This window comes from Longimicrobium sp. (genome assembly GCA_036389135.1).
Lineage (GTDB): Bacteria > Gemmatimonadota > Gemmatimonadetes > Longimicrobiales > Longimicrobiaceae > Longimicrobium.
The window spans coordinates 1-24,569 of record DASVQP010000030.1; the positions used below are offsets into that span (position 1 = coordinate 1).

Below are 24,569 nucleotides of genomic sequence, written 5' to 3' on the forward strand. Positions count from 1 at the left end.
TGGAGGACCGTTGTCCGGACGGCTCGGTGTCTCCCGTCGCCGGTCGCCACCCGCCCGTAGCTACGGAGGTGTACCGTCAACTCCTCCGGCGGGACTTTCACCCGCAAGAACACGCCGCCTTTGCACGGCGCACCACAGAGGAACCAGCAAGAAAAAACGAAAACTCCGATTCCCTCCTCTGTGCCCTCTCTTTTTCCTCTGCGTCTCTGTGTGAAACAGCAGTTCCGCCGTCGCTGGCATCAGCTTCCGGGCGACCACGCGGTGCCGTGGCGGTCGCGGGGCCAGAGGGTGATGGTCTGCTCGAGGGCGCTCGTGCCGTCATCCGTGTAGCGCGATGGAAAGACGACGCGCACGGTGAACTCCGCCATCGGCCCGGAGCCTGCGCCGCACCCGGCCTGCATGCTGGGCGCGGTGGCGTTGTCGCGCACCTCGCCGCCGCCCAGGCAGCGGATTTCGCGGGAGACGGTCACCGCCTGCGAGCCGGGCTCCGCCGCCGCGATCTGGTTTCCCGCGCGATCGGTGAAGAAGCTGACCGGGAACATCCCCGACGCGGGACTGGCCATCGGGTCCGACGCGCGCAGCCGCTGCACCTCGTTGCGCAGGGTGCGGTGCGCCACCAGCCGCGCCGCCCGGTCCGCGTCGGCGCGCGTGTTGTCGGCCGAATGCTGCACCAGCGTCAGGAGCGAGATCCCCAGCAGCGCCAGCGCCAGGACCACCTCGAAAAAGGTGAAGCCCTCCTGGCCACACCGAGTCCGACGAACGCTCGCCCACCTCATCGCGGCGCCTCCGTGCTCCACGCGGCGCCGTTGGGGATGTAGCGGTACAGGTGGGCGATTCCGTCCGGCGTCAGCACCACGGCGGCGACGGCGGATGCGTCGCGGGCGTGCGTCAGGTAGTATGTGACCGAGCCTCCCACGCCCACGTTGCACCCGCGTCCCGCCGAGCATCGCACCAGCCGGGGAACGGGTCCGCCGTTCGTGGCCTCGCCCAGCGGTCCGGCCACGGCGGAGCCGGCGCCCCACTGCACCCCGGCGTTCAGGCTCGTCCGCTCGCGGTCCAGCACGTCCGCCTCCCGCATGCCCATCGTGTCCGCCGTCGCCAGGAAGGACCCGCCGACCCTGCTTCTCACCGTGGCGTTCGCCACCAGCAGCGCGTCTCCGCCGCGGGCCTCGGAGGTAGAGACGGCTTCGGTGACGTCCGCGCGGATCTGCTGCGCCTCGTGATAGACCAGGCGGTGCGGGTTCTCGCGGTTGGAGGCGAGCGCCACCGAGGTCAGCGCGACGATGATCATCGCCACCATCATCACCTCGATCAGTGTGAAGCCGGCGCGGGGGTCCCGCGTGGGGGGAGCTTTCATGGGCCGGGGAAGCGGGTCGTGAACCGGATCGGCGGATGCTCGGTATCTGTAGATACCCCGGGCCGCGAAGCGCGGTTTCCGAAACGGGCAAACAGCTCCATCACCTCGCCGCAGAGCCGCCGTGTTCACCGACAGGATCCGCTCCCTCCTCCCCACGCGCCGGGGCAACGCCCGCGCATCCGTCTTCATGGGCGTGGACCTGGGCGAGCGCCGCACCAAGCTGGTGGGCGTCGCGCGCGGCGATGAAGGGGTGTGGGTGACGCACGCCGCCGACGAGCCCACCCCCGCCGGCCTCTTCCGCGACCGCCGCATCGCCGATCCGGCCGCGGCGGGCGCCTTCCTGGGCGGGCTGGTGCGCGCCCGCGGAATCACCGGCGCCTCCGCCGCCCTGGCCGTCTGCGCGGGCGACGCGCGTGTGCAGCGGCAGCAGCTCCCGCGCATGGAGGAGCCGGCGCTGCGCAACGCGGTGGAGGCAGACCCGGCTCTGCGGCTGGGGGGGATGGAATCGGTCGCGGCCCGCTACGCCTTCGCCGAGGTGGAGCCCGACGCGCGCCGCGGAGACCCGGCGCTGGTGTCGCTCCTCACCGTGTCCGCGCGCGAGGAGACGATCCGCGCGCTGCAGACGGCGGCGGAGCTGGCCGGGCTCGCCCCCGGGCCGGTGACGGTGGCTCCCGTGGCGCTGGCCAACGCGTGGACGGCGGCCTTCCCGGAGCGGGTGATGGCCGGGTCGCGCTCCGTTCTCCTGCACGGCGGCTTCGGCGGGATGCTGATCGCGGTGTTGGACGGCGGCTTGCCCGTGACAGCGTACGAGGCCAACCTGGGCGTCGACTACCTGGCCGAGCGCTCCGGGCGCGGCGGTGAGGGGCTCCTCTTCGAGCCGGGCGGGATGGACGAGCTGGTGCTGGAGGAATGGGTGCGCCGCGTGGTGGGCGACGCTCGCCGGGCCGCCGGCGCCACGTCCGCCGGCTACGGCGTCCTGGGCGACGCGGACGGCAGCGGCGCCGTGTGGATCTCCGGCGGAGTCGCGCGCCTTCCCGGCATCGCGGAGCGCTTCCGCGCCGCGCTGGGGGTGCCGGTGCACCTCTTCGACCCGCTCGCCCCCTTCCCCGCCACCGGCGACGCCCCCCTCCCCTTCGCGCCCGCTCTGGCCGTGGCCGCGGGGCTGGCGCTGGAGAACCTCACGCTCGCACCGGTGCACCCGTGATCCACCTCGACCTGCGGATCCACAACGCGGGGCGCGCCGAAGGCCCCGTCACCCCCCGCGAATCGCTCCACGCCGCCGCGCGCGACCCCCTCCTGATCGGCGCCATCCTGGCCGCGCTCGCCGCGCTCGCCGGGGTCAAGATGGGGAACGCCCGCCTGGATGCCCACGAGGCGCGCGTGGAGGAGGAATCGGCGGCGGCGGCGCGCGACGCGGTGCGGCTGCGCGGGTCGCTGAAGCGGGTGGCGGCGCTGACGCGCGAGCAGGCGCGCCTGGCCTCCACCGTGAGCGCCATCCGCGCGCTGGACCCGGAGCGCTTCGCGTGGGTGCGGCTGATGGACCGCGTGGGGAGCGCCGCGCCGGAGAACGTGTGGGTGGACCGCATGGAGATGACCTCGCAGGACCACACCACCGGCGGCCTCGGCTTCCGCGTGACCGGCTTCGCGCCCTCCGTGGAGCTGGCCGCCGCCTTCCAGCGCCGCCTGGGCGCTTCGGCGGGAGTGCGGGACGCGGTGCTCTCCGGCACCACCAGCACGCAGATCGCCTCCTTTCCGGTGGTGCGCTACGAGATCACGGGCACCGCCGGGGACGGCACGTCCGACCCGGGGTATCCCGAAGAGCAGACCGCCGCAGCCACCCCGGAGCCCACGCCGTGACCCTCTCACCCTGCCTGCGCTCGCGAATCGCGCTGGGAGTCTTCCTCGCCGCCGCGGTCCTTTCGGGGATGTGGTTCTGGAAGACGTACCGCCCGCGCGCCGCCGAGCTGGCCGAGCGCGAAGCGGCGCTCGCCGAGATGCGCACCGCCAACCGCGACGCCCGCGCCCGCGAGATGGCGATGGGCGCGGACAGCGTGGAAGCGCTCCGCCGCCGCTCCCGCGGCGAGGCCGACCAGCTCGCCATGCGCGTTCCGCCGCTGGGCGGAAACGCGGGGAGCACGCAGCCCTTCGTGGAAGCGCTCTCCGAGGCGGCCCGCCGGCTGGGCGTGCGCGTGCACAACTACCAGCCGCTCCAGCCTGCAACCGAGGGGCAGTTCCAGGTGGATGGGCTCAAGGTGCTGGTGGCCGGCCGCTACCACGACGTGGGCGCGCTCATGGCCGAGCTCCTCTCGCAGCCGCGCCTCACGCAGATCCGCGGCGCACGGCTGGCCGTCGTGCCGGACTCGCTGATGAACGCCTCCGTCGAGGCGCCGCGCCCCGGTGCCGGCCCCGCCTTCGCCACGGCGCCCACCGACTCGGTGCTCACCATCCCATCCGGCGAAGCTCCGTTCAACGTGGTCGCCGCCTTCTCGCTGCACTGGTTCTCCGTAGTTGGCGCCACGAGCCCCGCGGCCGACTCCACCGCACCCGAGCCCGCCGCGCCGGCCCTGGTGCAGCAGGTGGGCGAAGAGGTGACCGTCCCCCTCTCCGGAGCCACCCGCTGATGCGCGCCCTCCTCGTTCTCGCCGCGCTGGCGGTGCTCCCAGCGGCCCATGCGCACGCGCAGGGACCCGGCCCCGCCGAGTGGAGCTACCCGCGCTCCGCCACCCGGCGCGACCCCGTAATCCCCCCGGAGGCGCTGTACACCGGCGAAGGATTTCCCGAGCTGCGTGTGCACAGCATCGTGCACGACCCGCGAGACCCGCGCGACTCGCGGGCGCTGGTGGTGCTCACCGGCAGGAACGGCGGGCGCTCCGTGGTGCGCGCCGGCGACCGCGTGGGCCAGTACCAGGTGGTGGCGGTGCAGCGCGGCTGCATCACCGCACGCCAGAACGTCCTCGGCAGCACCCGGAACGTCGTGCTCTGCCTCCCCCGCCCGGGCGAAGCGGCCCGGCCGTGAACCTCCTGCGCAACACGCCCATGCCCACCCAACTCGCCCCCGCGCCGCACCTCCGCGCCGCCCTCGCCGCACTGGCCCTGGCCGTCGTGGCGGGCGCCTGCGCGTCGGCGGCTCCCCGCCAGGGGACGTTCGTGACGCTCGACCAGATGCGCGCCCGCGCCGCCGCGGATTCGTCCGTGGTGGCCCCCGTGGCGCCCCCGCCGCGCGCCTCCGAGCGCCGCGCCGCCGAAGAGGTGGAGCTGGAGCTGCCCTCCGCCGCCCCCGCGCCGCGCAACCCGCCGCGCCGCGACAGGCAGGCGCAGCAGGAGGCGCCGCGGCAGGAGCGTCCCCAGCGTGGCCGCTGGATCACCCCCCCGCCGGGGCGCGAGCCGCCGGTGGTGGACCTCTCCGTCTACGAGCGCCCGCTGGCCGACGTCATCTCGCTGATCTCGGCGCGCGCCGGAGTGGCCATCGTCCCCTCGGACGAGAAGGCCGTGCGCGAAAAGGTCGTGACGGCCGAGATCCCCGGGTACCCGTGGCACATCGCGCTGGAGGCGCTCCTCTCCGCCCATGGGCTGCGCGCGGTGCAGGAGCCGTCGGGGATCATCAAGGTGGTGACGGAGGGGCGCGCGGAGGTGGAGCGCACCCCCATGCCGGTGCGCCTCAAGTTCCTGTACGCGCGCGACTTTCTCCCCTCGCTGGAGCGGGTGGTGGCGGCGGGGGACAGCAGCGAGAACAGCGTGGAGGTCTTCGGCGACCCGGAGAACAGCCGCGACCTGATCGTCTACGCCTCGCCCGACCGGCTGGACAAGGTGCGCGCGCTGGTGGACTCCATGGACCGGCGCCCGGCCACCATCACCGTGGAGGCGCGGCTGGTGAGCGTGAACCGCTCGCGGCTGCACAAGCTGGGGTTCAGCTACTCCTTTGTCCCCTTCAGCAACGACAGCACCGGCCGCCTCACCACCGGGGTGGACGTGCGCCAGAGCAGCCAGTCGCCGCGCGGCGGGCTCAGCAGCGAGGGCGGCCCCGCCTTCCGCGTCCTGCGCCGCCTGGCCGGGCTTGGAACGCTGCGCCTGGACGCCTTCGTGGACGCGCTGGACGACAACGGCATCGCCGAGACGGAGACGACCCCCATCATCACCGCCACCTCGGGACGCACCTCCGAGATCCTGGTCGGCGACCAGATCATCCTCCCCAACCCGGGCTACGGGGTGTTCGCGGGCGTGGGCGGCGGGGCGGTCCCCTTCCAGGGTCCCGCGCAGGGCGGCGGCCAGAGCGGCTACCCCGGTGGCGGGCAGACGGGCGGGCTCGGCGGCTCGGCCGGCACCCCGGCGGGAACGCAGCTCGGCGGCAGCGGGGGCGGCGGCGGGTTCAGCCAGTTCGAGACGGGCACGCGCCTCAAGGTCACCCCGCACTACCTGGGCGACGACATGGTGCGCGTCAACATCGAGCTGGTCCGCGACGGCGGGCAGCTGGACCCGGCGGGCCGCTCCATCACCGGCGGCAAGCAGACGGCCTTCACCGAGGTCACCGTGCGCAACGACGAGCCCATCGTCATCGGCGGGCTCACGGTGAACGGGCGGTCGCAGACCGCCAGCGGCTTCCCCCTCCTGTCGCAGCTTCCCGTGGTCGGCCGCGCCTTCCGCAACGAGTCGACCAGCGAGAACCACAACGACCTGGTCATCATCATCACCCCCCACGTGCACGCGGACGGTGCGGTCACCGTCACTGGGGCGAGGGAACAACGATGAATGATGTGGATTGAGGTTGAATGACGCGCCCGGTGGAGTGAGCTGCTCCTTCCGCGCGAGATCCAACCCGGGTGCGTCTACATCTCCTGGTCCCTGCATCGCTTCCGGCTTTCTGGATGGGCTCAGATCACGCCAGGCAGCGATAGTAATTCCATAGATCGTACAACGGCATCATCGGATCGACGGCAAATACTGGCATGCCTTCATGGGAGCCCGCGTCCTCCTGGACGCGGGCTCCATCCACTGCGGGAGACTTCCACAAGCCGGCCCAGTGAACGAGCATGACCGGAGCGGGACGTCCCTCGAACGTCAGCCTGCCTCCTTCTACGCGGATGCCTTCCTGGATGTTGCCGGCCCAGTGCTCCAGCAGCGCCTGCGGATTGCGGGTCTCCCGCCAGATTTCCAGCAGGCTGCTGTAGCGCTTCCCCGACGTGACTATCAGGAAGTTGAGCACGGGTTGTTCGACGCAGTAGAACTCCATGTGGTCCGCGAGGGCGACGGCCCCGGCGAGCTGCGCGTCCAGCTCCCTGATCGAGAGGACGCCCCTCCGAGAGCCCAGGAACCCGGTGTTCGCGGAGTAGGCGATCTGCGGCTCCGACAGCGCGCCCGCCCCTCTGATGGAAGGTTTCCAAACCCATCGGACCAGCTCGGGGAGCCGCGAATGGGAAGCCAGGAAGTCCAGGCCGGACAGGAAATCGAACGCGAAGCCGAGGTCCGCAAGCACAACCGTGTCGACGTCGATGTAGAAGAACTCGTCGAACTCGCCCTCCCATGCTGCCAGCTTCCGGTAGTGACCCATGGTCCGTTCGTGGAACCGGCGGCTGATCGTATCGCATTGGCGGAGCGTGTCCTGGTTCGAAAAGACACTGAACGCGTATCGCGGCTGCAGCGACATCAGCTTCGACACATGGTCGTCGAACGGGATGAGGCAGACCGGGAGGTGCGGGTTATGGGCACGCACGCTGTTCAGGAAGGCCACTGCAAGCTCATACGTACCATCGTTGGCGAGAAAATAGAGCCCTCTGGACATCTCTTCGGCCCGGTTGTACTGTGATGATCGTGATCCAACAGTTTGCCCCACCGGTGAGAACGCGGACCGGGCCCTCTCCTCAGGCGCGGTGCGACCGGGGAGACTTGCCGCCCTGGTTCTTCGCTCCTGCTCCGCCGTGCCGACGCCGAGTATCATAACCAGGCAGGAGACCGCCGGATATTGCTCGCACCCCCTGCTATAGGGACCGTCTGGAGGAGGTGCGCACTGGGTGGTGTGTGGCGGGCTCCGTTGATCCAGGCCGCTGGAGCCGCCGCGGCCCGGCCGCGCGGCACTTGAAGCTCCTCCTGTGCCCGGGCAAGCGCTCGGTAGCTCCCGGCTCCGCGCTCCGAACACTTACTGACATATTATCAGGTGGGCGCCGGTCCTGCCGCGGACAGTGAAGTTTCTGTACCGACCGGCTACAAGGAGTTTGCACCTGGCTCCAGCCGTTCTCCGGTGAGAGCTCCGATCACCCACCCAATCGTTACGCCGAGCGTTCGTCGTATGCGCCGCACCAACATCGAGCCGGAGCGAAGTGGCGGCGGTGAGCCACGCACTCCCCACTCCAGAACCGATGCGCCGTCCGACATCCCTTCCCTACGTATCGCGTTCTCTCAGTTCTGGCGCCTGACGCTGCTGATCCATCCGTACTGGGGGAAGCTGGCCAAGGGAATGGTGGTGGGGCTGGCGATCGGGCTGCTCGGCATGGTTGGGCCCTACCTCACCAAGCTGCTCATCGACCACGTCTACCCGACCCAGGACGTGGAGCTGATGCACTTGCTGGTGGGCGGGGTACTCGCGATCAGCATCACCACCGGACTCCTGTCGGGCGTGCAGAGCTATTACAGCCTCTGGGTGACGTCCCGTCTGAACAACGCCACCACGCTGCTGTTCTTCAACCACCTGCAGCACCTCCCCATGCGCTTCTTTGAAGAGCAGCGCGTGGGCGAGCTCATGAGCCGGTTCGGCGACCTTCGCATGGCGCTGCAGAACGTCGCGCGCGTGTTCCAGACCCTGTTCGTGCAGGGCGTCTACCTGTTCCTGGTTCCTCCGTTCCTCCTGATCCTGGAGTGGCGCCTGGGCCTGATGGTGCTGGTCACGGTTCCGCTCTCCACCATTCTTGTAGCGCTCGCGGGCCGGCCCCTGCGCGACCGCTGGAAGCAGTCCGCCGAAGCCTACGGCAGCCTGAGCGCCCTGCAGGTCGAGACGCTGAGCCAGATCCGGACGTTCAAGTCCATGGGGATGGAGGCGGAGGTTTTCGAGCGCGCCCGGTCGCGCACCACGGAAGCCATGGAGGTGGAGCTCAAGGCGGGCGTGGTCGGCCAGCTCGTGGGCACGGGGAACGGGATTCTCAACGCGCTGAACATCGCCCTGATCACCTGGTACGGCTGGCGGCTGATCCTGTTCGGCGAAATGTCGCTTGGGGATTACATCGCGTTCACCATGTACATGGGCTTCTTCCATGGTCCGCTGACCCAGTTCGTCGCACTGTACTCGGAGTTCCAGCAAACATCGGTGAACCTGCACCGGATCTTCGAGTACCTGGACCTCCGTCCCGAGCAGGACCCCACCCTGGCGTACGACCCCGCGGCCGTGCCGTTGCGCACGACGATCGAAGCGGGGGAGGTGCAGATGGAGCACGTCGCGTTCGGCTACAGCGCGGACGAGCTCGTGCTGCACGACGTTTCGCTGGAGATCCCGGGGGGGAGCACGCTCGCGGTCGTGGGGGCGAGCGGCTCGGGAAAGACGACGCTGCTCCGCCTCCTATCCGGCCTGGAAGAGCCGGGCGCCGGCCTCATCAGCATCGACGGGCATCCGATCGAGGAAATCTCCCTGCGCGATCTGCGGAGGCAGGTGGGTACCATCTGGCAGGAATACAGCCTGCTCTCTGGAACCATCCGGGACAACCTGACGATGGGCGCGGAGAACGTCCCTGGCGCGCTCATCACGCAGGCCGTGCGCGTGGCCCAGCTGGAGGAGTTCATCCGCTCCCTCCCCGACGGCCTCGATACGCCGGTCGCGGAGTTCGGGGCGAGCGTTTCTGGAGGCCAGCGGCAGCGGATCGCCATCGCCCGGGCCCTGCTGCGGCAGCCGCAGCTGCTGCTGCTGGACGAGGCCACGGCGAACATCGACCCGGAAACCGAATGGAGCCTGCTGCGGGACCTGCTCTCGCTGCGGCGGGGGCTCACCACCGTGTGGGTGACGCACCGCGTCAACACGGCGCACCTCGCCGACCGGATCTGCGTCATGGAGCACGGCCGGGTGGTGGGGCTGGGCAGCCACGACGAGATGCTGCAGAGGTGCGAGGCATACCGGGGACTGTGGCACGCCTCCGGGGGGAGGCTTTCCGAGCTCCAGGGCGGTTTCCGAGTCTCCCCAGCCGGAGTGTAGCGCGCGATGCGAACGGTTCGTGACCCGAATGCGAAGATCCCGGCCGCCCCCGTTCATGGACGCCGCTCCCGGGCGGATCTGGAGCGGTTCTCCGAGGTACGGCTCCCCGAGCTGCCGGAGTCGCGCGGGTGGGGTCCCCGTGCCGTGCGCAGGATCGTCAGCACGACGATTCTCCTGTTCGCGGTGCTGGGGGGTGGGGCGGTGCTGGTGGTTCTGCTGGCCCGGGCCGACCTGACGGTGCGCGGAGCCGGCGAGCTCAAGCCGGGGCGGATCTGGCCCGTGCGCACGCTGGAGCCCGGAGTCGTTTCCCAGGTGCTCGTCAACAGCGGCGACACCGTGCAGCAGGGCGCCTTGCTGGTCCGGATCGATTCCCTCCAGGCTACCGGGATGCTCAAGCAGCTGCGCGTGGACCTTCAGGCCCGCGAGCTCGCCCTGCTGCGCAGCGCCCGCTCGATCCCGGTGCAGGCGCTTCGGTCTCGGGCCGCGCGGGACGAGGCGGAAGCGCAGCTGGCGCGCGCCCGGGCCGCTCTGAGCGTCCAGGCCGCGGACTTCGGACTCTCCGGCAGCCTCGACTCCCTCGTTCGCAACCACCGGCCAGGGACGAACGCCCTCATCGACCGTGCCATGGCGGACCTGCGCATGACGGAGGCGGCGCTTCGCACCGCCGCGCTTCAGGACCAGGTGAACCAGCTGGAAACGATCGAGGTGTCCCGCCTGCGCACGGACATGGACCGCCTGCGGGCCGAGATCCAGATGCGCGAGGCGCAGATGGAGCGGCTGAGCATCCGCGCGCCCGCTGCAGGAATCGTGAAGACCGAGAACCTGGAGCGGCTGCCAGGCGCGGCGGTCGACGCCGGCGACCAGCTGCTCGAGATCTCGGAGCGGGAGCTCTGGAAGGCCGATCTCTTCGTCTCCGAGCAGCACGTGTACGAGGTGAAGGTCGGAGATCCCGCACGGGTGGAGGTCGCCGCGTTCAGGACGGCACGCCGCGACGCGGTCTCGGGAAAGGTCCTTTCCGTGGCTTCCGAGCCGCTTCCGCAGGAGGGAGGCGCCAAGGGCGGGGGCCGGCTGCTGTACCGGGTCACCATCGCCCTGGACGCGGCAGACGTGGAGCGGCTGGGCGTGGAGCGGCTGCGGGCGGGATACCAGGTCGAGGGATGGGTGATCACGGGATCCGGACGGATCATCGAGCACATCATCCGATACCTCCGCAAGTAGATGTAGCGGGGGCTCCGACGAGCACGACGCCGCCCGTGCTACGCATCCGTGGCTATGAGGACCCTATGCTGGCACCAGGACCGAGCCTGGCCACCCTCCTGCAGCCCGCTTCGTATTCGCCGCGCTTCCGGGAACGGATCGGGCCGGCGACGGGGCGGGGAGTTCGGATCGCGGTGATCGACAGCGGGTGGGACCGGGGGCTGGCCGGCACGTCCGCCAGAGTGACGGATGGGATCTGCCTGGCGTGGACGGGGTCGGCCATGGAGTTCAGCAGCGACGTTCAGGACCGGATCGGGCATGGGACGGCCTGTATCACCCTGCTCTCCCGGGTCGCGCCGGAGGCGGAGATCTATCCGGTTCGCGTGTTCGCGCGCGAGCTGTCTTCCTCCGTCGCGGCCCTGTGCGACGCGATCCGTTGGTCGGTGCACCGGGGGTGCGATGTCGTCAACCTGAGTCTCGGCTCGTTCAGCCCCGATTCCGCCCTGCCCCTCTACGCCGCGTGCGAGGAGGCGCGAAGCGCCGGGGCCATCGTGGTCGCCGCGTCATCGGGAGACGGCAGCCCCTGCTACCCCGCCGACTTCGACAACGTGCTGAGCGTGGGCGTGGGCACGTTCTCCACGCCTTTCGATTTCGCGTACCAGGCCGACGCGGCGGTGGAGTGCCTTGCCGCCCCCGGCGCCCTGGGCCACGCGGTCTGGCTGGAAGGCCGGATCCTCCCGACGGACGAGCCGAGCTTCGCGGCACCGAACATCGCCGGGGTGGTCGCCCTGATCCGTGAGCGTAATCCCGGGGCGGGGCTCGACGAGGTTCGCTGCCAGCTCCGGCATCTTGCCGTGTCCGTATCTGCTTGAGAGAGGCGGTGCAGGGAAGGGCTCCGTTCAGCCGGCGTCAAACCCGCGGTCGTACAGCACCAGCACGCGGCGGCCGGACGGGATCACACGGGCTCCGAGACCCGGACCCCCGCGGCGCGCAGGCTGTACGCCGCCTCCACGATGTCCGGCCATGCGGCCAGGAGATCCCCGTACCGGGCCAGCAGCACCTGGAACCGCCGCTGCCGGCTCCCCGCGTCGCCGGGAAAGTCCACCGGGCTGGCCGGGTCTGCGCCGGCGACCAGGGCGGTCACTTCGCGCTGGTACTCCGCCATGCGGGCGTGCCAGAACGCCGGCGCCTTCGCCCGGGTGTTGCGGAGGTCCTCCAGGGCACGCGAGTGGGGAGCGAACAGCGCCACCACCGCGGTCCGCGCGTAGTCGGCGAACGCCGGAGCCGGCAGCGCCGCGACCTCCTGGAAGAAGCTGCCGATGGCCCGCAGCGTGGAGTTCCCCCCGGCGGCCGGCCAGACCTGGAGAAACGCGGCCGACAGGTGGCGAATAACGTCGTTCGCCGTGAACTCCAGCGGAACGTGGCCCTGGCAGTTCGGCCGGAAGCTGGTGGGGTCGTGAAGGGTGCAGAACGGCAGGAACGCATCGTAGGAATACGGCTGCATAACGGTGCGCAGGACCCCAAAGAACGTGTCCTCGCCCGTGTGGACAGGCGGGTAGGGCGGCAGGAGGACACGGTTGTCGAACCCCATGTTCGCCGTGATGCAGAAGCCGCCCTCGGTCAGGGTGAGCGCCGGCGCACAGCGGATGAGCTGGCGGGAGAAGTACACGGAGTCGAACTCCTCCGCGTCTCGCACCAGGCGCTCGAACGACTCGTCGCGGAGGAGGAGCTTGTACTGCGGGATCCCCTTGCCGCCACAGTCTCCGAGCAGCCCTCCGTAGCTCACGATGATCCTCGACTCCGGGTGCTCCGCGTTGGTCACTGCGCGGCTCGTGACCACCGCGTCGAACACCGGCGTCGCCCCGCTCCCGGCGAGGACCTCCGCCGGCCGCTTTCCCAGCACGCGCTCGTGCAGCCCGAGCAGGTCGCCGTCGAACTCCGCGCCGGCGGACACCGCCTGCGCGAGGTCCGGGTAGTACCAGTACTCGTGAACGTCCGGCCGCGAGGAAATGCGCGCCTCCTGCCGCACCGTGGGAGGCCGAAAGAGCTGGCACACCGTGTCGTCGTCCACCTGCACCACGAGCTCCCCGAGCGTGTCGAGCAGCAGGGTGTTGCGCGTCGCCCCGAACCGGGCCTCGCACTCGCCGTCGCCAACGAGAGCGAAGGCGCAGACCTCCGGCGGGAGCCCCGCGTGCTCCGCCAGCTCTCGCGCGTAGCTCTTTCGCCGCTCCGGAGAGATGATCCGGGTCTGCTTCCCGAAGCGCTGTGCCGCGGCGCGGGCGCTGGCCAGGTTCTCGCGGCGGATCTCCGGGTCGTCACTGTCGTCGGACAGGACGAACTCGGTCTGGCGTCCGACGCGCACGTCGGCGTGCATGTAGCTTTCCAGCGCGCGCCGCAGGACGGCGGGCCGGTTCCGGGTGGGGATGCAGATGGTCCCGATGGCCGGGGGCTGGTCCTCCGCGCCGGATGCGCCCCCGTGCAGCAGGATATCCATCAGCTCCGCTTCCGGCCGGAGCAGCCCGTCCGCCACCAGGAGCGAGAGCAGCTCGGCCACGAGCGCTTCGTGGCTCTGCTCGTGGGGGCTGCTCACGGCCGGGTCGTGCGGCGGGCGCAGCTGCTGGATTACCGAGATCGGCATCTGGCGGATGATCTCCTGGACGTGCTCCCCGAGCTCCCGCGGGACGGCGCAGGCAAGGAGCACCTGCGACTGGGTCGTGCTCAGAACCCTGGTCCCGGCAGATCGCGCGGAGCTCACCAGCACGGAGCCGTCCGCGATGGGGGCGTGCTTCAGGTCGAAGGCCATGTACCGCACGGGTCCGGCTCTCCAGTGGTAAAGTGAAAGACGATCCGCGGGCTGCCGCGCGGCACCCCGCGGGTCACATCGCCATGGTGAGGACGCTCGGGTATTTCCGGGGGTCCGTCAGCCGCAGGAGGGTGTAGACGATGCCGCTCTTGCCCTGCCACATACCCGGCTGCATGTGCCGCCCATCGTTGGGGTAGCTGGCGATCCGGAACTCGCCGCTCTGCGCCACCTGCTCCAGCCGCTGCCCCATGAGGGCGCGCGCACGGGCCGCCAGCCCCGGGTTGCCAAGGCGTTCGCCGGCCTCCAGCAGGAAGTCTATCCTCCCGCAGAGCCCGCAGCAGAGGTGGTCGGGGATCCCGTGCCGGAGGTTCAGCGTCGCGCTGATGGCCCGGAACAGGTCCTGGGCCACCAGCTCGTCGTCCTCACCGCTGACCATCTCCACCGCCGACAGCCGGCAGAGCCCCACGCCCGTCGCGCCGTGGCACCAGCTGCACATCAGGTCGTCCGTGCCCTGGCCGTGCAGGTCGCGCCAGTTCGCGGACGCCTCGTCGAACAGAGTGGACTCGAAGTGGAACGTCTCGATGGCGGCGTCGTACAGCTCCGCCGAGGGCGCCACGCGGTGGAGCTGGAGCAGCGCGTGGGCGATCCCGCTGCTGCCGTGTGCGAAGCCGCACTCCGGCTCCCCCCGCGCGAGCGACCAGGTCTGCCGGCCGCTCACCGGGTCGACGAGCCGGTGTGACAGCAGGTGCTCCGCGCAGCGCACGGCCGCCTCCTTCATACCCGGAGCGCCCTCCGCGTGCAGCGCGAGCAGCCCAGGTATGGTGCCCGCGACCCCCCAGAAGAGCTCGAGCTGAGTGTCTGCGGCGATCACGGAGTCGGTCACTTCGCTCGCGAGCGCGGCCGCCGCCTCGAACGCCTGCGGCCACTGCGTCCACCTGCCGATCTGGACCAGTCCGTACATCAGTGAGCCGATCCCGACCAGCCCGAGCCCGATCTCGTCGACCAGGTTCGCGGCGTGCGGGGCCGCTCGCTTCCGGGCCGCGAGGGAGTCCACGACGCTCCGCGCGCTGTCGCCGAACGCGCGCTCGCCCGTCGAATGATACAGGGCGGCCAGCGCCAGGGCGTCCCCCAGCCGGCCGTTGAACAGCCCGGAGTCCCGTACCGGGACGAACCCACGGCCGTACCCCGCACCCCAGGTCGGACTGTCGTCCTCCAGACGCTCCGCCTCGTCGAGACGGCTGTACGCCAGGCGAGTCGCGGCCTGGGTCAGTATCGCCAGTTCCGTGTTCATGATCGGGTGCGCTCGGGTGTTCGGGGGCAAGGTGCGGGAGCGGGGACGGGGCCTCCCCGCACGTCACCCCGCATCGGGCCAGGGCGAGCCCAGGGCCCGCGCGGCGATGTGCATCACGTAGCACTCGTCCAGAGGGGCGACGCCGAGACGATTGTGCGTCATGTGCGAGTAGCTCCAGAGGAACGCCTCGGCGATCGCGGAGGGCCGACGTACCGGGACTTCCTCATAGGTGAGCCTCCCCTCGCGCGAGAGCCGGGTCAGGGCATCCCGGGCCTGGAGCAGGGCTTCGTGGTAGCGGCCCAGCGCCGGCGGAAGGTCCGTGGAGTCGCCGCTCCCCGCCGCCTCCCACAGGGCCTGCACCAGCGGGCACAGGGCCGGGCCCTGCGCGGCGTAGGCCCTGTCGAACGAAGCCAGGACCGGCGCGGCCGGCTGGTCCCAGGCGGTCGCGGCCAGGAAGTGGTCCCGGTGCTGGCGTGCACGCTCGATGGCCTCGTCGGCGCGGTCGCAGAACGCGCGCAGCCCGACGACCGCCGCCGACAGCGAGACGCCGAGACGCGACTCCCTGTCCTGGGGCGCCCGCAGCAGCTCCGCGCACACGGCGCTCGACACGTGGAACAGCCGCTCGGCGACCCGCACCCCATCGGGGCCTCCGTACCGGGCGCTCTCGGGCTCGTAGGGGATCCAGCGCACCGACGGGTGCGTGTTCGGCAGGTCGACGGCCGCGGGCTCCGGAGCGGGGCTCCCCGCCAATCCCTCGGGGAGCCGATCCATGACGTGGCGCTCGAAGCGCGGGGCCACCTCCCCGCGGAGCCTGGCCAGGTCGCCGTGGAAGCGGACCCGCAGGTGCGGGCCGAGCTCGCCGTAGCGGATGTAGAAGTAGCGGCCGATGGAGCCGTCCCGGTACTCGCGCTCCACGAACGGGTAGACGACCTCCGCGAGCATCCGGTCTCCGTCCGCGCCCATCACCACGCCCTTCATGAAGACGTGCGCGGCCAGCCATCCGCGGCCCCGTTCCCCGCCAGAGACGTCTTCCGCCGTCAAGCTTCCTCCGCCGGGCGCGAATCGAACTGCACCACGTACTCGGTAGCGCGGGGCCGGCCGCCGAGCTGGGCGCCGCGGGGCGCGTCCGGATACCGCTCCTCGAGGATGGCGTGGAACTGGGGAAGCCCGGCCGCGGCGTGCCCGAACAGGTCCACGAAGAGCGGGTTCCGGAAATCGATGTACTGCGGCTTGAACAGGTTCAGGGTTTGCCGGTCGTTGAGCTCGCCGGCGAACCGCTTCGCCTCCTTCCTGGCGGACTCCCCCGTGGGCCGGGCCGCATACGCGTACAGGCGCAGGTAGACCTCGGCAGGGATGGCGAACTCTTCCCGCCACTGCTGTATGCGAAGGAAGTAGTCCGCGCCGGACTCGCCGTCGTGCGGCTGCGGATACTGGTGCGCGTGCAGCAGCCATTGCTCACGAGCGAGCACCACCGTCCCGTCGAAGACGATCCGCGGCCGGCGGACGGGCCCCGGACCGGCCTCTGGCCTGGACCGCGCCGGCATCTCCTCGCGGTCGTGGAGCGAGGGAGGCAGCAGGTCGGGAAAGCTCGGCAGGACCTGGTCGAAGATTCCCGGTGGGGTGAACGCCATCAGGAGCCGGTAGAGCGGCGGCCGGGATTGCTCGATGAGGAAGCCGAGGTCGACGGGGATCACGCGCCGTCCCGACCGGCGCTCTCGCAGGCACAGCCCGTGTGGGTCGTCCGGGTGGCGCTCCACCAGGATTTCCCCGGTGGAGATCTCCACTCCCTTGCCGGCGGCCTGCCCGGTCGGATAGCTCAGCTCCCAAGGAAGGAGGGGCGGGTGCAGGTTGGCGTTGTGCTGCCCGTCGCCGCAGATCTCGGCGAGGATGTGCGGGGTGCGGCGGCGGTTGGCGGTGCGGATCTCGTCCGTGAGCGAGTCGTCGAAAAGATGGAGGAAGCGCGACATCATCTTGCCGAACCCGGGGCGGTACCCCTTGGTCAGCACCACCTGCAGCGGCGCCCCCGGCGCGGCAGGCGCCACCTGGTCGATGTACGTATTGACCGAGGCAGGGTCGCGGTTCAGCGGCGGCACGGCCGAGAAGCAGGCTTCCAGCTCCGCCCGTGAAATCTCCAGCACCTTGCGGCCCGGCTCGCCGCGCCACTTCCGCATGATCAGCTTCGCGAACTCGGCGCGGGCCTGCCGGAGCAGGTCTATGAACCGGAGCCCGAAGGGGTTCTCCAGGTTGTAGCCCGGGTCCCGCTCGGCCCCCTTCTCGGCGGCGTGTTCGCGGGCCAGGTGCTGCTTGAGGTGGGCGCGGTGGTACTCCTCGTAGAACTGCAGAAGGAAGACCTGCCGGGAGGCCGGGAAGTGCTCGTCGAAGAAGTGGCGCATCGCCGCCTGGTCCTCCCGGGGGCGCGCCACGGTGCGGGTCGCCTGGATGTAGACCGCCAGGTCCGCCATGGCCGCGCGTAGCGGCTCCGTGAGGGCCATGTCGCACGACTCGTCGAGCGCGGCGTCCTCCAGAATCGGCAGCGCCGGCTGAACGGGCACGTTCAGGGTTCCGAGCGCCCGGGTGAGAGTGGCGCGAAGCCGGGCCAGCGCCTCCACGCGCAGCCCCAGGGCCGCGGGCGGGTACGCCCGCACGTCCGCGTCCAGCGCCTCCAGGCACTCCGCCAGCTCGTGGAGCGCCGGGTCGTCGGCCTGCCGCACGAGATCCCGCAGGCCGAGATGCCACTCGGCCTCCTGCTCGGGGATGCCGGTGCGGAAGCGCAGCAGCCCGAGGGTCACCAGGCGCTGGATGAACTGCTCCGCCTCCTCCAGCGTCGTCTCGAACTCGGGAGACGACGCCACGGCCGCGGCGAGGTCGCGGAACCGGACGGCGCCCGCCGGGCGGACGAGCTCGACGATGGCGCTCACCGCGCCGCCGCCGGAGAGCCGCTGGAACACCTCCTTCCCCGCGACCCCCGTCAGGAAGACGTGCTCACCCCCGCCCTCGGCCAGGGTCGGGTTCAGCTCGACGGGGACCTGCCTGTAAAAGGCGGGGCGGATCAGTAGCGCGGACAGCATGGGTCCAAAGAACTGCTTGTTCAGGCGGACCGAGCTCCTGGGCGCTGGCGGTTCCCCCGCGGCGCGCCCGACGGGGGTGCCGCCTCCGTCCCTGAACCTGCCCGCGGCGAGGATCCCCAGCGTGCTGAAGGGCGTGGCCTTCATCGCCGCGCGGGCCACGTAGCGCAGGAGGCCGCGCTCCGTCTTGCCGTCCCGCGCCGAGGACGGCCGCTCCGCCTGCAGGTATCTGGACTGGGCGTCGAAGAGCGAGGCGCTGGAGAGCAGCAGGCCCTGCTGGAAGAGCGGTTCGGCCAGTACAGGCCTGAGACAGCGCCGGGCGAGGTCCGCACCCCGCTCGTACGCCTCCTGGTAGCGCCGCCGGCAGGCGCGGAGCTCCTCCTGCGCCTGGACGTACCGCTCAAAGAGGAGGGCGTGCGCGGGGCAGTAGACCCCGGTGGCCGCCTTCACGTCGTCAGCGCGCAGGCTCCTCCCGTTGTGAACGTCGCGCTTGAGGCGGAGGAGCACGCGCCGCGCCTCGGGGTCCTGGTGGACCCCCACCGTCTCGAACAACACGTCCACGAGCCGGGCGCTCAGCCCCTGCAACCTCCCGCTCGTTTCCTCCAGGTCGTCCAGCGCCCGCTCCAGTTCGGGGGAGCGCGCGTGCTCGAAGGTGTCGGACGGCAGCCCCGAGTATCGCGCGATGAAGAAGCCGGCGAGCTCGAGTTCCCCGCCCTCTCCGGCTGCAGGGCGAGGACGGAGGTCCGTCGTCGCTGGGGCGGCATCCGGTTCCTGCAAGGTCTTGCACTCGACGCGCATGCTGGCTCAGCGGCTACGGTAAGTTGCGGACGGGCCTGTGCCACACCTGAGACGCTCCTGCAGTCGACCACGTGTCTGGGCGCGGCAATGCGAGCGGCCGGAGCCGGGCAGCCAGCCGGTACGATTCAGGGATGGCCGACGTGTCGAGAGCGCGAAACTGCGGATGCCGGCCGATGGCCGCACACGAGCGGGTCCCGCCGGGAACAAACTGGCACTACCAACGGGACCACGCCATGCGCTTCGCCGACAGGCCAGGCTTCTCGGGAGCCCTGGCTCCTGGCGTTGCTGCTGCCAGGAATTTTCTCGGTGCGGGGTCGGTCTTAGTAGGTCAGATAGCAGGGCGGAATGTACCAGTACGTGCTGGAGCAGCTGGTGCAGCCCGAGCAGCTGGTGCAGCCCGAGCAGCTGGAGCAGCCGGAGCAGCCGGAGCAGCCCGAGCAGCTGGTGCAGCTGGTGCAGCTGCTACAGTCGCCGCACGACAGCGCCGCGACCGCCGCGTCGCCGCCGGTGGTCTGGAACGACTCCACGCGCAAGTCGTCCAGGTTGAGTTTGAGCTTCGCCATAGCATACCTCCCGTCGAGTGGGAGCCCATTGGGCTCGAAGCCGCAGCGAGGCGAAGTCCCCGCTGCCAAACTGCCAGTGCAGCGCTGGCAGCTCTAAGATGATTGCGCTTTTGGGCGACCCACTTACCCGCACGGCGGGCGACAGGTGAGGGCACTGCCGCAACAGGGCGTGCTCCGAGCAAGCTACGAATACGTGGGAAGCAGGCTAAACGCCCTCGCCTGCCCTGTGCTGGCTTGTTGCGGGCCTGCATCTCACGCACTCAGGGGCCGGTAGGGCATGGATAGCCCATGTTATGCGCGGGAGTGTACCGTGTCAAGCATACTTTGGCTGTAACCGTGTCGCCGCGCCCCTGCCGGGTTCTCTCGCTGCCCACCGTAAGCAGGCAGGCAGAGGATCTCGATCCGCGGGTGCTCGAGCAGCCAGGCAAGCAGGGCGCGGGAGCCCGTGGGCACTCGCGTGGTCGAGCACCAGAATCAGTGTGGTGTCGTCAATCATGCGGGGCGCAAACCGGAAGAGGGTCCTCTTCCGGATACCAGTGTTTGTCGGGACCCGGTATTCACCCCCCGACCAGTCACTCCACTTCGCCTGGGGAGCTTCGCCCGGCTGCTCCCGGGATCGTCGGGCTACCCGCACCCCCCCGAACTGCCGCGTGGGAACACCCGCCCGAGCGTGCACCGGCTTCGCCGATGATCCAACCCAAGTCACCTCGGCGGCAACCTCCGTGAACCGCGGATCGCGACCCTGGGTATTTCTTTTTGAACCCGTCGTGTGCCAGGCGTCGGGCGGACCGCCCGTTCCCAAGCAAATACAAGCGGTTCATCATCAGCTTCAATACCGAGCGCCAGTCACCCAGACCGCCGGCCCTCGCGCTGACTGAAGGCGGGCACCCGAGCCCGGGCGCCCCCCGCACCCTCGCCGAACCCGAGCCATGCATCGCAACATCTTTCCGCCCGCGTGCCGCGCGCTGGCCGCGGGGGCGCTCGCCCTGGCGCTGGCCGCCTGCGTGGACCAGCCGGGGCTCTTCGACCCCGACACCGAGACCCCGGTCTCCGCCGACGCGCCGATCCTGCGCCTGGGCACCGACACGCTGGCGTTGCGCGAGGGCGACCGCCTCTCCTTTCCCGTGAACGCGCGCGGTGGGAAGGGCGTGCAGGCGGAGATCTTTTTGGTGGACAGCGCCCGCAACGTCCTCTGGCGCTCCGGCACGGGGCCGGCGGTGCGCGACAGTGCCTCCGTCTCCTTCACCGGGCTCCCCGCCGACGTGGCGCGCGGCCGACGCGTATTCCTGACCGGCGCGCTGGTGGACGACCAGGGGAAGCGCGTGTACGCCACCCGCGACACGGTCCCAGCAGCGTCTCTGGCGCTGGCGGCGCTGCAGCCGACCATCGTGTACGAGGGACACCTGCTGACGGTGGAGGGGCGGGTGGTGGCGCTCGCCGCCGCACGCGACCTGGGGCGGGTGTACTTCGCGGACCAAGTGAAGGGGACGATCGGGGTGGTGGACCTCGCTACGCTGGCGCTGCGCCCCGCCTTCCCGGTCGGCGCGCACCCGGAGGCGCTGGCGTACATGCGCGGCCGCCTGGGTGTGCTCTCGGATGCGGGGGTGGAGGTCGCCGCATTCGACGTGGCGGCGGGGAACCGGCTTCTTTCCAAAACGATCATCCCCCCGCTGCTCGCCAGGATGCGCGTCCCTACCGACCAGCTGGACGAAAGCGGGAAGCCCTCCTTCCAGAACTTCCGGTACCAGGTACGCCCCTACGCCCGCAACCTGGCGCTGGTGTGCGCGGGCTCGAGCCCCGATTGCCCGGAGGTGGCCGCCTTCGGATCCAGCGAGATGGTGGACCCCGGCGGGGGGAGCCAGGGAGTGGGGCTGCGCGAGATCGGCTTCGCCGGGCGCACGGCGTTCCCGTTTCTCGCCCCGCCGCAGTTCAACCCGGAGACGGTCGCCAACGACTCGATCCCGGCGGAGCTGACCACGCTGGACGCCTCCGTCCCCACCGGCCGCGACAGCATCGTCTACCAGGCGGGGAGCGTGGGCCGCTGCAACGTGCTGAACGCGGGCGGCACCGCCATCGCCGGCTCGCCTTACCCCAACGGCTCCGTGTACGTGGGGCTGGATCCAAAGGTCTCGGACTGCAAGCTGGACGTGCCGCTGATCCGCCTGGACCGGCCGGATGGGCCCACCGCGCAGGGTACGCAGCCCCCGGTCGTCTCGCTGCTCGCCTTCCGCAACCTGCTGGGCGAGAACCGCATCACCGAGACGCGCGCGCTGGACGTGTCCGAGGACGGCGCGCGCGTGCTGGTGCTGGACCGCGACCGCATCCACGTCCTGGACGACGCGCTGCGCCTCCGCGAGACGCTGGCGGTTCCGGGAGTGCAGGCCATTGCCTGGCTGCGGGAGGAGGGTGCCGTCAGCCGCTTCGCCGTGGTGACGGAGGATGCGGTGGAGATCTACGGCGCGCGCGACATGGTGCGGCAGGGGAGGATCGTGCTGGGCAAGCTCTCCGGGCTGGCGGCTTTCGCGCGCGTGAACGGCGAGACCGTGGTGGTCGTGGTTCCCCGGGACGCAAAGGGCGTCCTGGTGGCGCGAATCCCCCTTCCCTGACAGGGGCCGGCTGATGAGCAGCCTTGCGAATCTGATGGAGGCGCACGGGCGGGCCGTGCGCGAGTTCGAGGAGCGGTTCGCGATCCGCGCCGGCGGCGGCGAGGTGCTGGAGCTGCGCCCCGACGCGCAGGAGCCCGGCGTGCTGCTGGTGCGGATGCGCCTCTCCGCCGAAGCGCCCGCGCAGCGCCCGGCCCCGGTCGCGGTGCCGGTCCCCGCCGTGCCCCCGGCAGCCGCCCCGGCCGTGTGGCGCGAGCCGGCGGACGAGGCGTTCCCCGTGCGCTCCACGCCGGGGGAGATGGAGGAGGCCACCGTGCTGATCTCGCGCGAGGACGCCGGCCTGCGCCTGCCCGGGCGCGGCGGCTTCGGGCTCCCGCTGCTGGAGCCGGAGGAGCGCGCGCGGCTCCTGGCCTACGGGCTGATCGGCGACGTGCTGGGCGGGCTCCAGACCCGCCAGATCGCACTCGACTCCCCCGTCTGCGTGGCCGACCTGCGCGCGGCGGAGCAGGCGTTCGCCGACGAGACGGCGCGGCTGGGGCTGGCCGCGCAGCCGCGGCTATTCCGCGAGGCCATCGCGCAGCAGGCCCCGCCGGCCGCGGTGCGGGCCTTCACCTCCCACGCCTGAGGGGCGACGATGCCGGACTACAACAACGCGCGCCGCGAGGCCCGCGCCACCGTCGTGTACGCCGGGCCCGGCCTTTCGGGAAAGACCACCAACCTGGAGTACATCCAGGCGGCGATGGGGCGCGGCGAGCTCGTGGGGATCAACACCGAGGGGGAGCGCACCGTCTTCTACGACCTGCTCCCGGTGAGGCTGGGCGAGCTGCCGGAAGGGTGGCGGCTGACCATCAACCTCAAGACGGTGCCGGGGCAGATCCAGTACATTGGCGCGCGCAAGCTGGTGCTGCGCAAGCCGGACGCGGTGGTGTTCGTGGCGGACAGCTCGGCGCGGCGCCTGGAGGCCAACCGCTACGCCCTCGACGACCTGCAGCGCATCCTGATCGACAACTCCAACGACCTGCGCCGCGTGCCGCTGGTGATGCAGTACAACAAGCGCGACCTCCCCAACCGCGTGCCGCTGGACCAGATGCAGGGAATCCTGAATCCCGGCGGCGCGCCGGCGTGGGCTTCCAGGGCGGTGGACGGCGTGGGGGTCTTCGGCACGCTGGGCGAGGCCGTCTCCCTCGTCCGCCAGCGCGTGGTAGCCGAGCTCGCGGCACGCATGGGCGTGGGGCTCGCGAAGGTGTGATTCGCGGCCGTTTGCCGTACCAGGCAAATCTGTTTGCGATTTCGGGAACCCGCCTTGCGGACCCGCGGTATCTACCTGCAGACGCCGTCGTGGCGCCGCGGGGAAGGCCCCTGGCTCCGCTCCCCACCACTGAACCACCCACTCCCCCTCAGAGGCACCATGATGCACCACACCCTCCGCCGTACCGCGCGCCGTGCCCGGCGTGGATTCACCATGATCGAGCTGATCGCCGTGGTGGCGGTGATCGCGATCCTCGTCGGCGTCGCGCAGATGAACTTCGGCGAGACCAAGCTGGACGCGTACGAGCGCGCCATGGAGAGCGACGCCAAGAACTTCTTGACCGCGCAGGAGCAGCACTACAACCGGCACGACCGGTACATGACCGGGGTGCAGGCCTCGGGCACGGTGGCCTCGCCGTTCACCACTGGGAACTTCCGCCTCACGGACGACGTGGGCATCCAGATCACGGGCGTCACCCAGAGCCAGTACACGGCTAACTTCGTGCACCGGAAGTTCAAGACCCGCACCTGCCAGGTCCTGTACACCACCACCGCGGGCTCGCGCGTCACCTGCGCCAACGTCACGGAAGCGGCGTGGCCCGGCGGCACCGGCTTCACCTACCAGGACAGCTGAGCCGCCTCGCCGGAACGCGACGGCGACCCGCCACGAGATCCTGGCGGGCCGCTGTGGTTGGGGGGGGAGCGCTGGCTCCCGCGGGGACCGGGGGCTGAAGCCCCCGGCTGGAACGACGGGAAGGCGGCTGAAGCCGGCTCGCGGGCCGCGGGATCAGACCCGGAGTCCGCGCAGGCGGACGTCGCATGGTCCAGTGGCAAACCCACCGGAGCGGGTGAAGCCGGAGCGGGGCCACGCAAGGGCACCCAGAAGAAGGATGGCGGCGATAGGCGGGCTCCACAGGGGCCGGTTGAAAGAGAAACGCGAAATTGGCGCACGAGAGCGGCGGCGCACATGTTGAGTGCCTGATCACCACGCCACTTCAACGAGAGTACCAGGGTGGCCACGGGATATTGCACCGACCCCACCTCTCTTCCTGTTGCGCCTATGTCCGACGTTGACCTCTCCTTCGCACACCTGGATGATCGGGCGCTCGCTGAGCACATCAGCAATCTCTTCATCGAGCTCAACCTTGCCGAGCGGGAGCTGTACCGTCGCAAGGCCGTCCTGATCACGAAGTTCCCGCGCGGGTGGAGAGAGCCGCCCAAAGGTGCAGTCCTCTCTGCCGAGGAGCACCACTGGTATGTAGATGCGCTGGAGAACTACATCGAGAGTGCGCTTGCGAACCTGAAGTGCCGCCCCGGCGACGGCACATTCCCATGGGCCGAGGTCTGGGGACTACCGGGCAGCTTAGGGCCCATCCCGCTACGCACCATCCGCGATCTGGTCCGCAGCGCACACGAACACGCGCATTCCACGCTTGCCACGCGTGCTGCTGAAAGAAGGGAGCCGGAACGATAGGCG

21 protein-coding genes are annotated in these 24,569 nt (G+C 70.7%); 14 read left to right on the plus strand and 7 right to left on the minus strand.

All coding sequences use genetic code 11. The features are described from left to right. Window positions 1-239: 239 nt before the first annotated feature. A complete protein-coding gene (locus VF584_07305; protein ID HEX8209977.1) occupies window positions 240-776 on the minus strand; it encodes a type II secretion system protein in 537 nt (178 codons plus the stop codon). Continuing rightward, window positions 773-1,357: a prepilin-type N-terminal cleavage/methylation domain-containing protein gene (locus VF584_07310; protein HEX8209978.1), complete on the minus strand. Its 585-nt coding sequence runs from the start codon at window positions 1,355-1,357 to the stop codon at window positions 773-775. The genes VF584_07305 and VF584_07310 overlap by 4 nt, the downstream gene beginning before the upstream one ends. A gap of 121 nt (window positions 1,358-1,478) precedes the next feature. Here VF584_07310 and pilM point away from each other — a divergent pair, with 121 nt between their 5' ends. The 5 genes from pilM to VF584_07335 are packed head-to-tail and all read left to right on the plus strand — an operon-like array spanning window position 1,479 to window position 6,103. After that, on the plus strand, window positions 1,479-2,561 hold the full coding sequence (gene pilM, locus VF584_07315) for a pilus assembly protein PilM (protein ID HEX8209979.1): 1,083 nt from the start codon (window positions 1,479-1,481) through the stop codon (window positions 2,559-2,561). Next, window positions 2,558-3,214 carry a PilN domain-containing protein gene (locus VF584_07320; protein HEX8209980.1) on the plus strand — a complete coding sequence of 219 codons (657 nt, stop codon included), beginning with the start codon at window positions 2,558-2,560 and terminating at the stop codon, window positions 3,212-3,214. The genes pilM and VF584_07320 overlap by 4 nt, the downstream gene beginning before the upstream one ends. Beyond that, window positions 3,211-3,978 (plus strand): hypothetical protein, encoded by a 768-nt coding sequence (locus tag VF584_07325; GenBank protein HEX8209981.1) that lies wholly within the window; start codon window positions 3,211-3,213, stop codon window positions 3,976-3,978. The genes VF584_07320 and VF584_07325 overlap by 4 nt, the downstream gene beginning before the upstream one ends. Continuing rightward, window positions 3,978-4,373 (plus strand): hypothetical protein, encoded by a 396-nt coding sequence (locus VF584_07330; GenBank protein ID HEX8209982.1) that lies wholly within the window; start codon window positions 3,978-3,980, stop codon window positions 4,371-4,373. Before VF584_07325 ends, VF584_07330 begins: the two co-directional genes overlap by 1 nt. Before the next feature lie 20 nt (window positions 4,374-4,393). Then, window positions 4,394-6,103 (plus strand): hypothetical protein, encoded by a 1,710-nt coding sequence (locus tag VF584_07335; GenBank protein HEX8209983.1) that lies wholly within the window; start codon window positions 4,394-4,396, stop codon window positions 6,101-6,103. Window positions 6,104-6,230: 127 nt separating this feature from the next. Here the strand turns inward: VF584_07335 and VF584_07340 are convergent, their stop codons facing one another. Further along, window positions 6,231-7,082 carry a hypothetical protein gene (locus VF584_07340; protein HEX8209984.1) on the minus strand — a complete coding sequence of 284 codons (852 nt, stop codon included), beginning with the start codon at window positions 7,080-7,082 and terminating at the stop codon, window positions 6,231-6,233. Between the two features lie 555 nt (window positions 7,083-7,637). Here VF584_07340 and VF584_07345 point away from each other — a divergent pair. From VF584_07345 to VF584_07355, 3 genes are all read left to right on the plus strand, one after another. After that, the gene (locus VF584_07345) at window positions 7,638-9,524 is read left to right on the plus strand and encodes a peptidase domain-containing ABC transporter (GenBank protein HEX8209985.1); all 1,887 of its coding nucleotides are present in this window, start codon (window positions 7,638-7,640) and stop codon (window positions 9,522-9,524) included. Window positions 9,525-9,530: 6 nt separating this feature from the next. Beyond that, window positions 9,531-10,742, plus strand: coding sequence for an HlyD family efflux transporter periplasmic adaptor subunit (locus VF584_07350; GenBank protein ID HEX8209986.1), 1,212 nt, complete (start codon window positions 9,531-9,533; stop codon window positions 10,740-10,742). 65 nt (window positions 10,743-10,807) lie between these two features. After that, window positions 10,808-11,593 carry a S8 family serine peptidase gene (locus VF584_07355; GenBank protein ID HEX8209987.1) on the plus strand — a complete coding sequence of 262 codons (786 nt, stop codon included), beginning with the start codon at window positions 10,808-10,810 and terminating at the stop codon, window positions 11,591-11,593. A gap of 83 nt (window positions 11,594-11,676) precedes the next feature. Here VF584_07355 and VF584_07360 read toward each other — a convergent pair whose 3' ends face one another. The 4 genes from VF584_07360 to VF584_07375 all read right to left on the minus strand — a co-directional run bounded on the left by VF584_07360 (window position 11,677) and on the right by VF584_07375 (window position 18,657). Then, the gene (locus VF584_07360) at window positions 11,677-13,524 is read right to left on the minus strand and encodes a glycosyltransferase family A protein (GenBank protein HEX8209988.1); all 1,848 of its coding nucleotides are present in this window, start codon (window positions 13,522-13,524) and stop codon (window positions 11,677-11,679) included. Window positions 13,525-13,597: 73 nt separating this feature from the next. Further along, the gene (locus VF584_07365) at window positions 13,598-14,815 is read right to left on the minus strand and encodes a lanthionine synthetase LanC family protein (protein HEX8209989.1); all 1,218 of its coding nucleotides are present in this window, start codon (window positions 14,813-14,815) and stop codon (window positions 13,598-13,600) included. Between the two features lie 63 nt (window positions 14,816-14,878). Continuing rightward, the gene (locus tag VF584_07370; GenBank protein ID HEX8209990.1) at window positions 14,879-15,856 is read right to left on the minus strand and encodes a thiopeptide-type bacteriocin biosynthesis protein; all 978 of its coding nucleotides are present in this window, start codon (window positions 15,854-15,856) and stop codon (window positions 14,879-14,881) included. Further along, entirely contained in the window at window positions 15,853-18,657 is a 2,805-nt protein-coding gene (locus VF584_07375; GenBank protein ID HEX8209991.1) for a lantibiotic dehydratase, read from the minus strand. Before VF584_07375 ends, VF584_07370 begins: the two co-directional genes overlap by 4 nt. Before the next feature lie 366 nt (window positions 18,658-19,023). Between VF584_07375 and VF584_07380 the strand changes: the two genes are divergently transcribed. The 6 genes from VF584_07380 to VF584_07405 all read left to right on the plus strand — a co-directional run bounded on the left by VF584_07380 (window position 19,024) and on the right by VF584_07405 (window position 24,566). Continuing rightward, a complete protein-coding gene (locus tag VF584_07380) occupies window positions 19,024-19,338 on the plus strand; it encodes a hypothetical protein (GenBank protein ID HEX8209992.1) in 315 nt (104 codons plus the stop codon). A gap of 832 nt (window positions 19,339-20,170) precedes the next feature. After that, complete coding sequence (locus tag VF584_07385; protein ID HEX8209993.1) at window positions 20,171-21,847, plus strand: hypothetical protein; 1,677 nt, start codon at window positions 20,171-20,173, stop codon at window positions 21,845-21,847. 13 nt (window positions 21,848-21,860) lie between these two features. Then, window positions 21,861-22,469 carry a hypothetical protein gene (locus tag VF584_07390; GenBank protein ID HEX8209994.1) on the plus strand — a complete coding sequence of 203 codons (609 nt, stop codon included), beginning with the start codon at window positions 21,861-21,863 and terminating at the stop codon, window positions 22,467-22,469. Between the two features lie 9 nt (window positions 22,470-22,478). Then, window positions 22,479-23,093 carry a GTPase domain-containing protein gene (locus VF584_07395; GenBank protein ID HEX8209995.1) on the plus strand — a complete coding sequence of 205 codons (615 nt, stop codon included), beginning with the start codon at window positions 22,479-22,481 and terminating at the stop codon, window positions 23,091-23,093. 162 nt (window positions 23,094-23,255) lie between these two features. Then, a complete protein-coding gene (locus VF584_07400) occupies window positions 23,256-23,726 on the plus strand; it encodes a type II secretion system protein (GenBank protein ID HEX8209996.1) in 471 nt (156 codons plus the stop codon). Window positions 23,727-24,152: 426 nt separating this feature from the next. Further along, complete coding sequence (locus tag VF584_07405) at window positions 24,153-24,566, plus strand: hypothetical protein (protein HEX8209997.1); 414 nt, start codon at window positions 24,153-24,155, stop codon at window positions 24,564-24,566. The last annotated feature ends 3 nt before the right edge of the window (window positions 24,567-24,569 follow it).

What these genes read in the sequence shown, in the direction of transcription:
- VF584_07305 (HEX8209977.1), bottom strand. Translation starts at nt 776, where the DNA reads ATGAGGTGGGCGAGCGTTCGTCGGACTCGGTGTGGCCAGGAGGGCTTC.
- VF584_07400 (HEX8209996.1), top strand. Translation starts at nt 23,256, where the DNA reads ATGCACCACACCCTCCGCCGTACCGCGCGCCGTGCCCGGCGTGGATTC.
- VF584_07355 (HEX8209987.1), top strand. Translation starts at nt 10,808, where the DNA reads ATGCTGGCACCAGGACCGAGCCTGGCCACCCTCCTGCAGCCCGCTTCG.
- VF584_07385 (HEX8209993.1), top strand. Translation starts at nt 20,171, where the DNA reads ATGCATCGCAACATCTTTCCGCCCGCGTGCCGCGCGCTGGCCGCGGGG.
- VF584_07345 (HEX8209985.1), top strand. Translation starts at nt 7,638, where the DNA reads ATGCGCCGCACCAACATCGAGCCGGAGCGAAGTGGCGGCGGTGAGCCA.
- VF584_07310 (HEX8209978.1), bottom strand. Translation starts at nt 1,357, where the DNA reads ATGAAAGCTCCCCCCACGCGGGACCCCCGCGCCGGCTTCACACTGATC.
- VF584_07405 (HEX8209997.1), top strand. Translation starts at nt 24,153, where the DNA reads ATGTCCGACGTTGACCTCTCCTTCGCACACCTGGATGATCGGGCGCTC.
- VF584_07360 (HEX8209988.1), bottom strand. Translation starts at nt 13,524, where the DNA reads ATGGCCTTCGACCTGAAGCACGCCCCCATCGCGGACGGCTCCGTGCTG.
- VF584_07390 (HEX8209994.1), top strand. Translation starts at nt 21,861, where the DNA reads ATGAGCAGCCTTGCGAATCTGATGGAGGCGCACGGGCGGGCCGTGCGC.
- VF584_07395 (HEX8209995.1), top strand. Translation starts at nt 22,479, where the DNA reads ATGCCGGACTACAACAACGCGCGCCGCGAGGCCCGCGCCACCGTCGTG.
- VF584_07380 (HEX8209992.1), top strand. Translation starts at nt 19,024, where the DNA reads ATGTACCAGTACGTGCTGGAGCAGCTGGTGCAGCCCGAGCAGCTGGTG.
- VF584_07335 (HEX8209983.1), top strand. Translation starts at nt 4,394, where the DNA reads ATGCCCACCCAACTCGCCCCCGCGCCGCACCTCCGCGCCGCCCTCGCC.
- VF584_07330 (HEX8209982.1), top strand. Translation starts at nt 3,978, where the DNA reads ATGCGCGCCCTCCTCGTTCTCGCCGCGCTGGCGGTGCTCCCAGCGGCC.
- VF584_07350 (HEX8209986.1), top strand. Translation starts at nt 9,531, where the DNA reads ATGCGAACGGTTCGTGACCCGAATGCGAAGATCCCGGCCGCCCCCGTT.
- VF584_07365 (HEX8209989.1), bottom strand. Translation starts at nt 14,815, where the DNA reads ATGAACACGGAACTGGCGATACTGACCCAGGCCGCGACTCGCCTGGCG.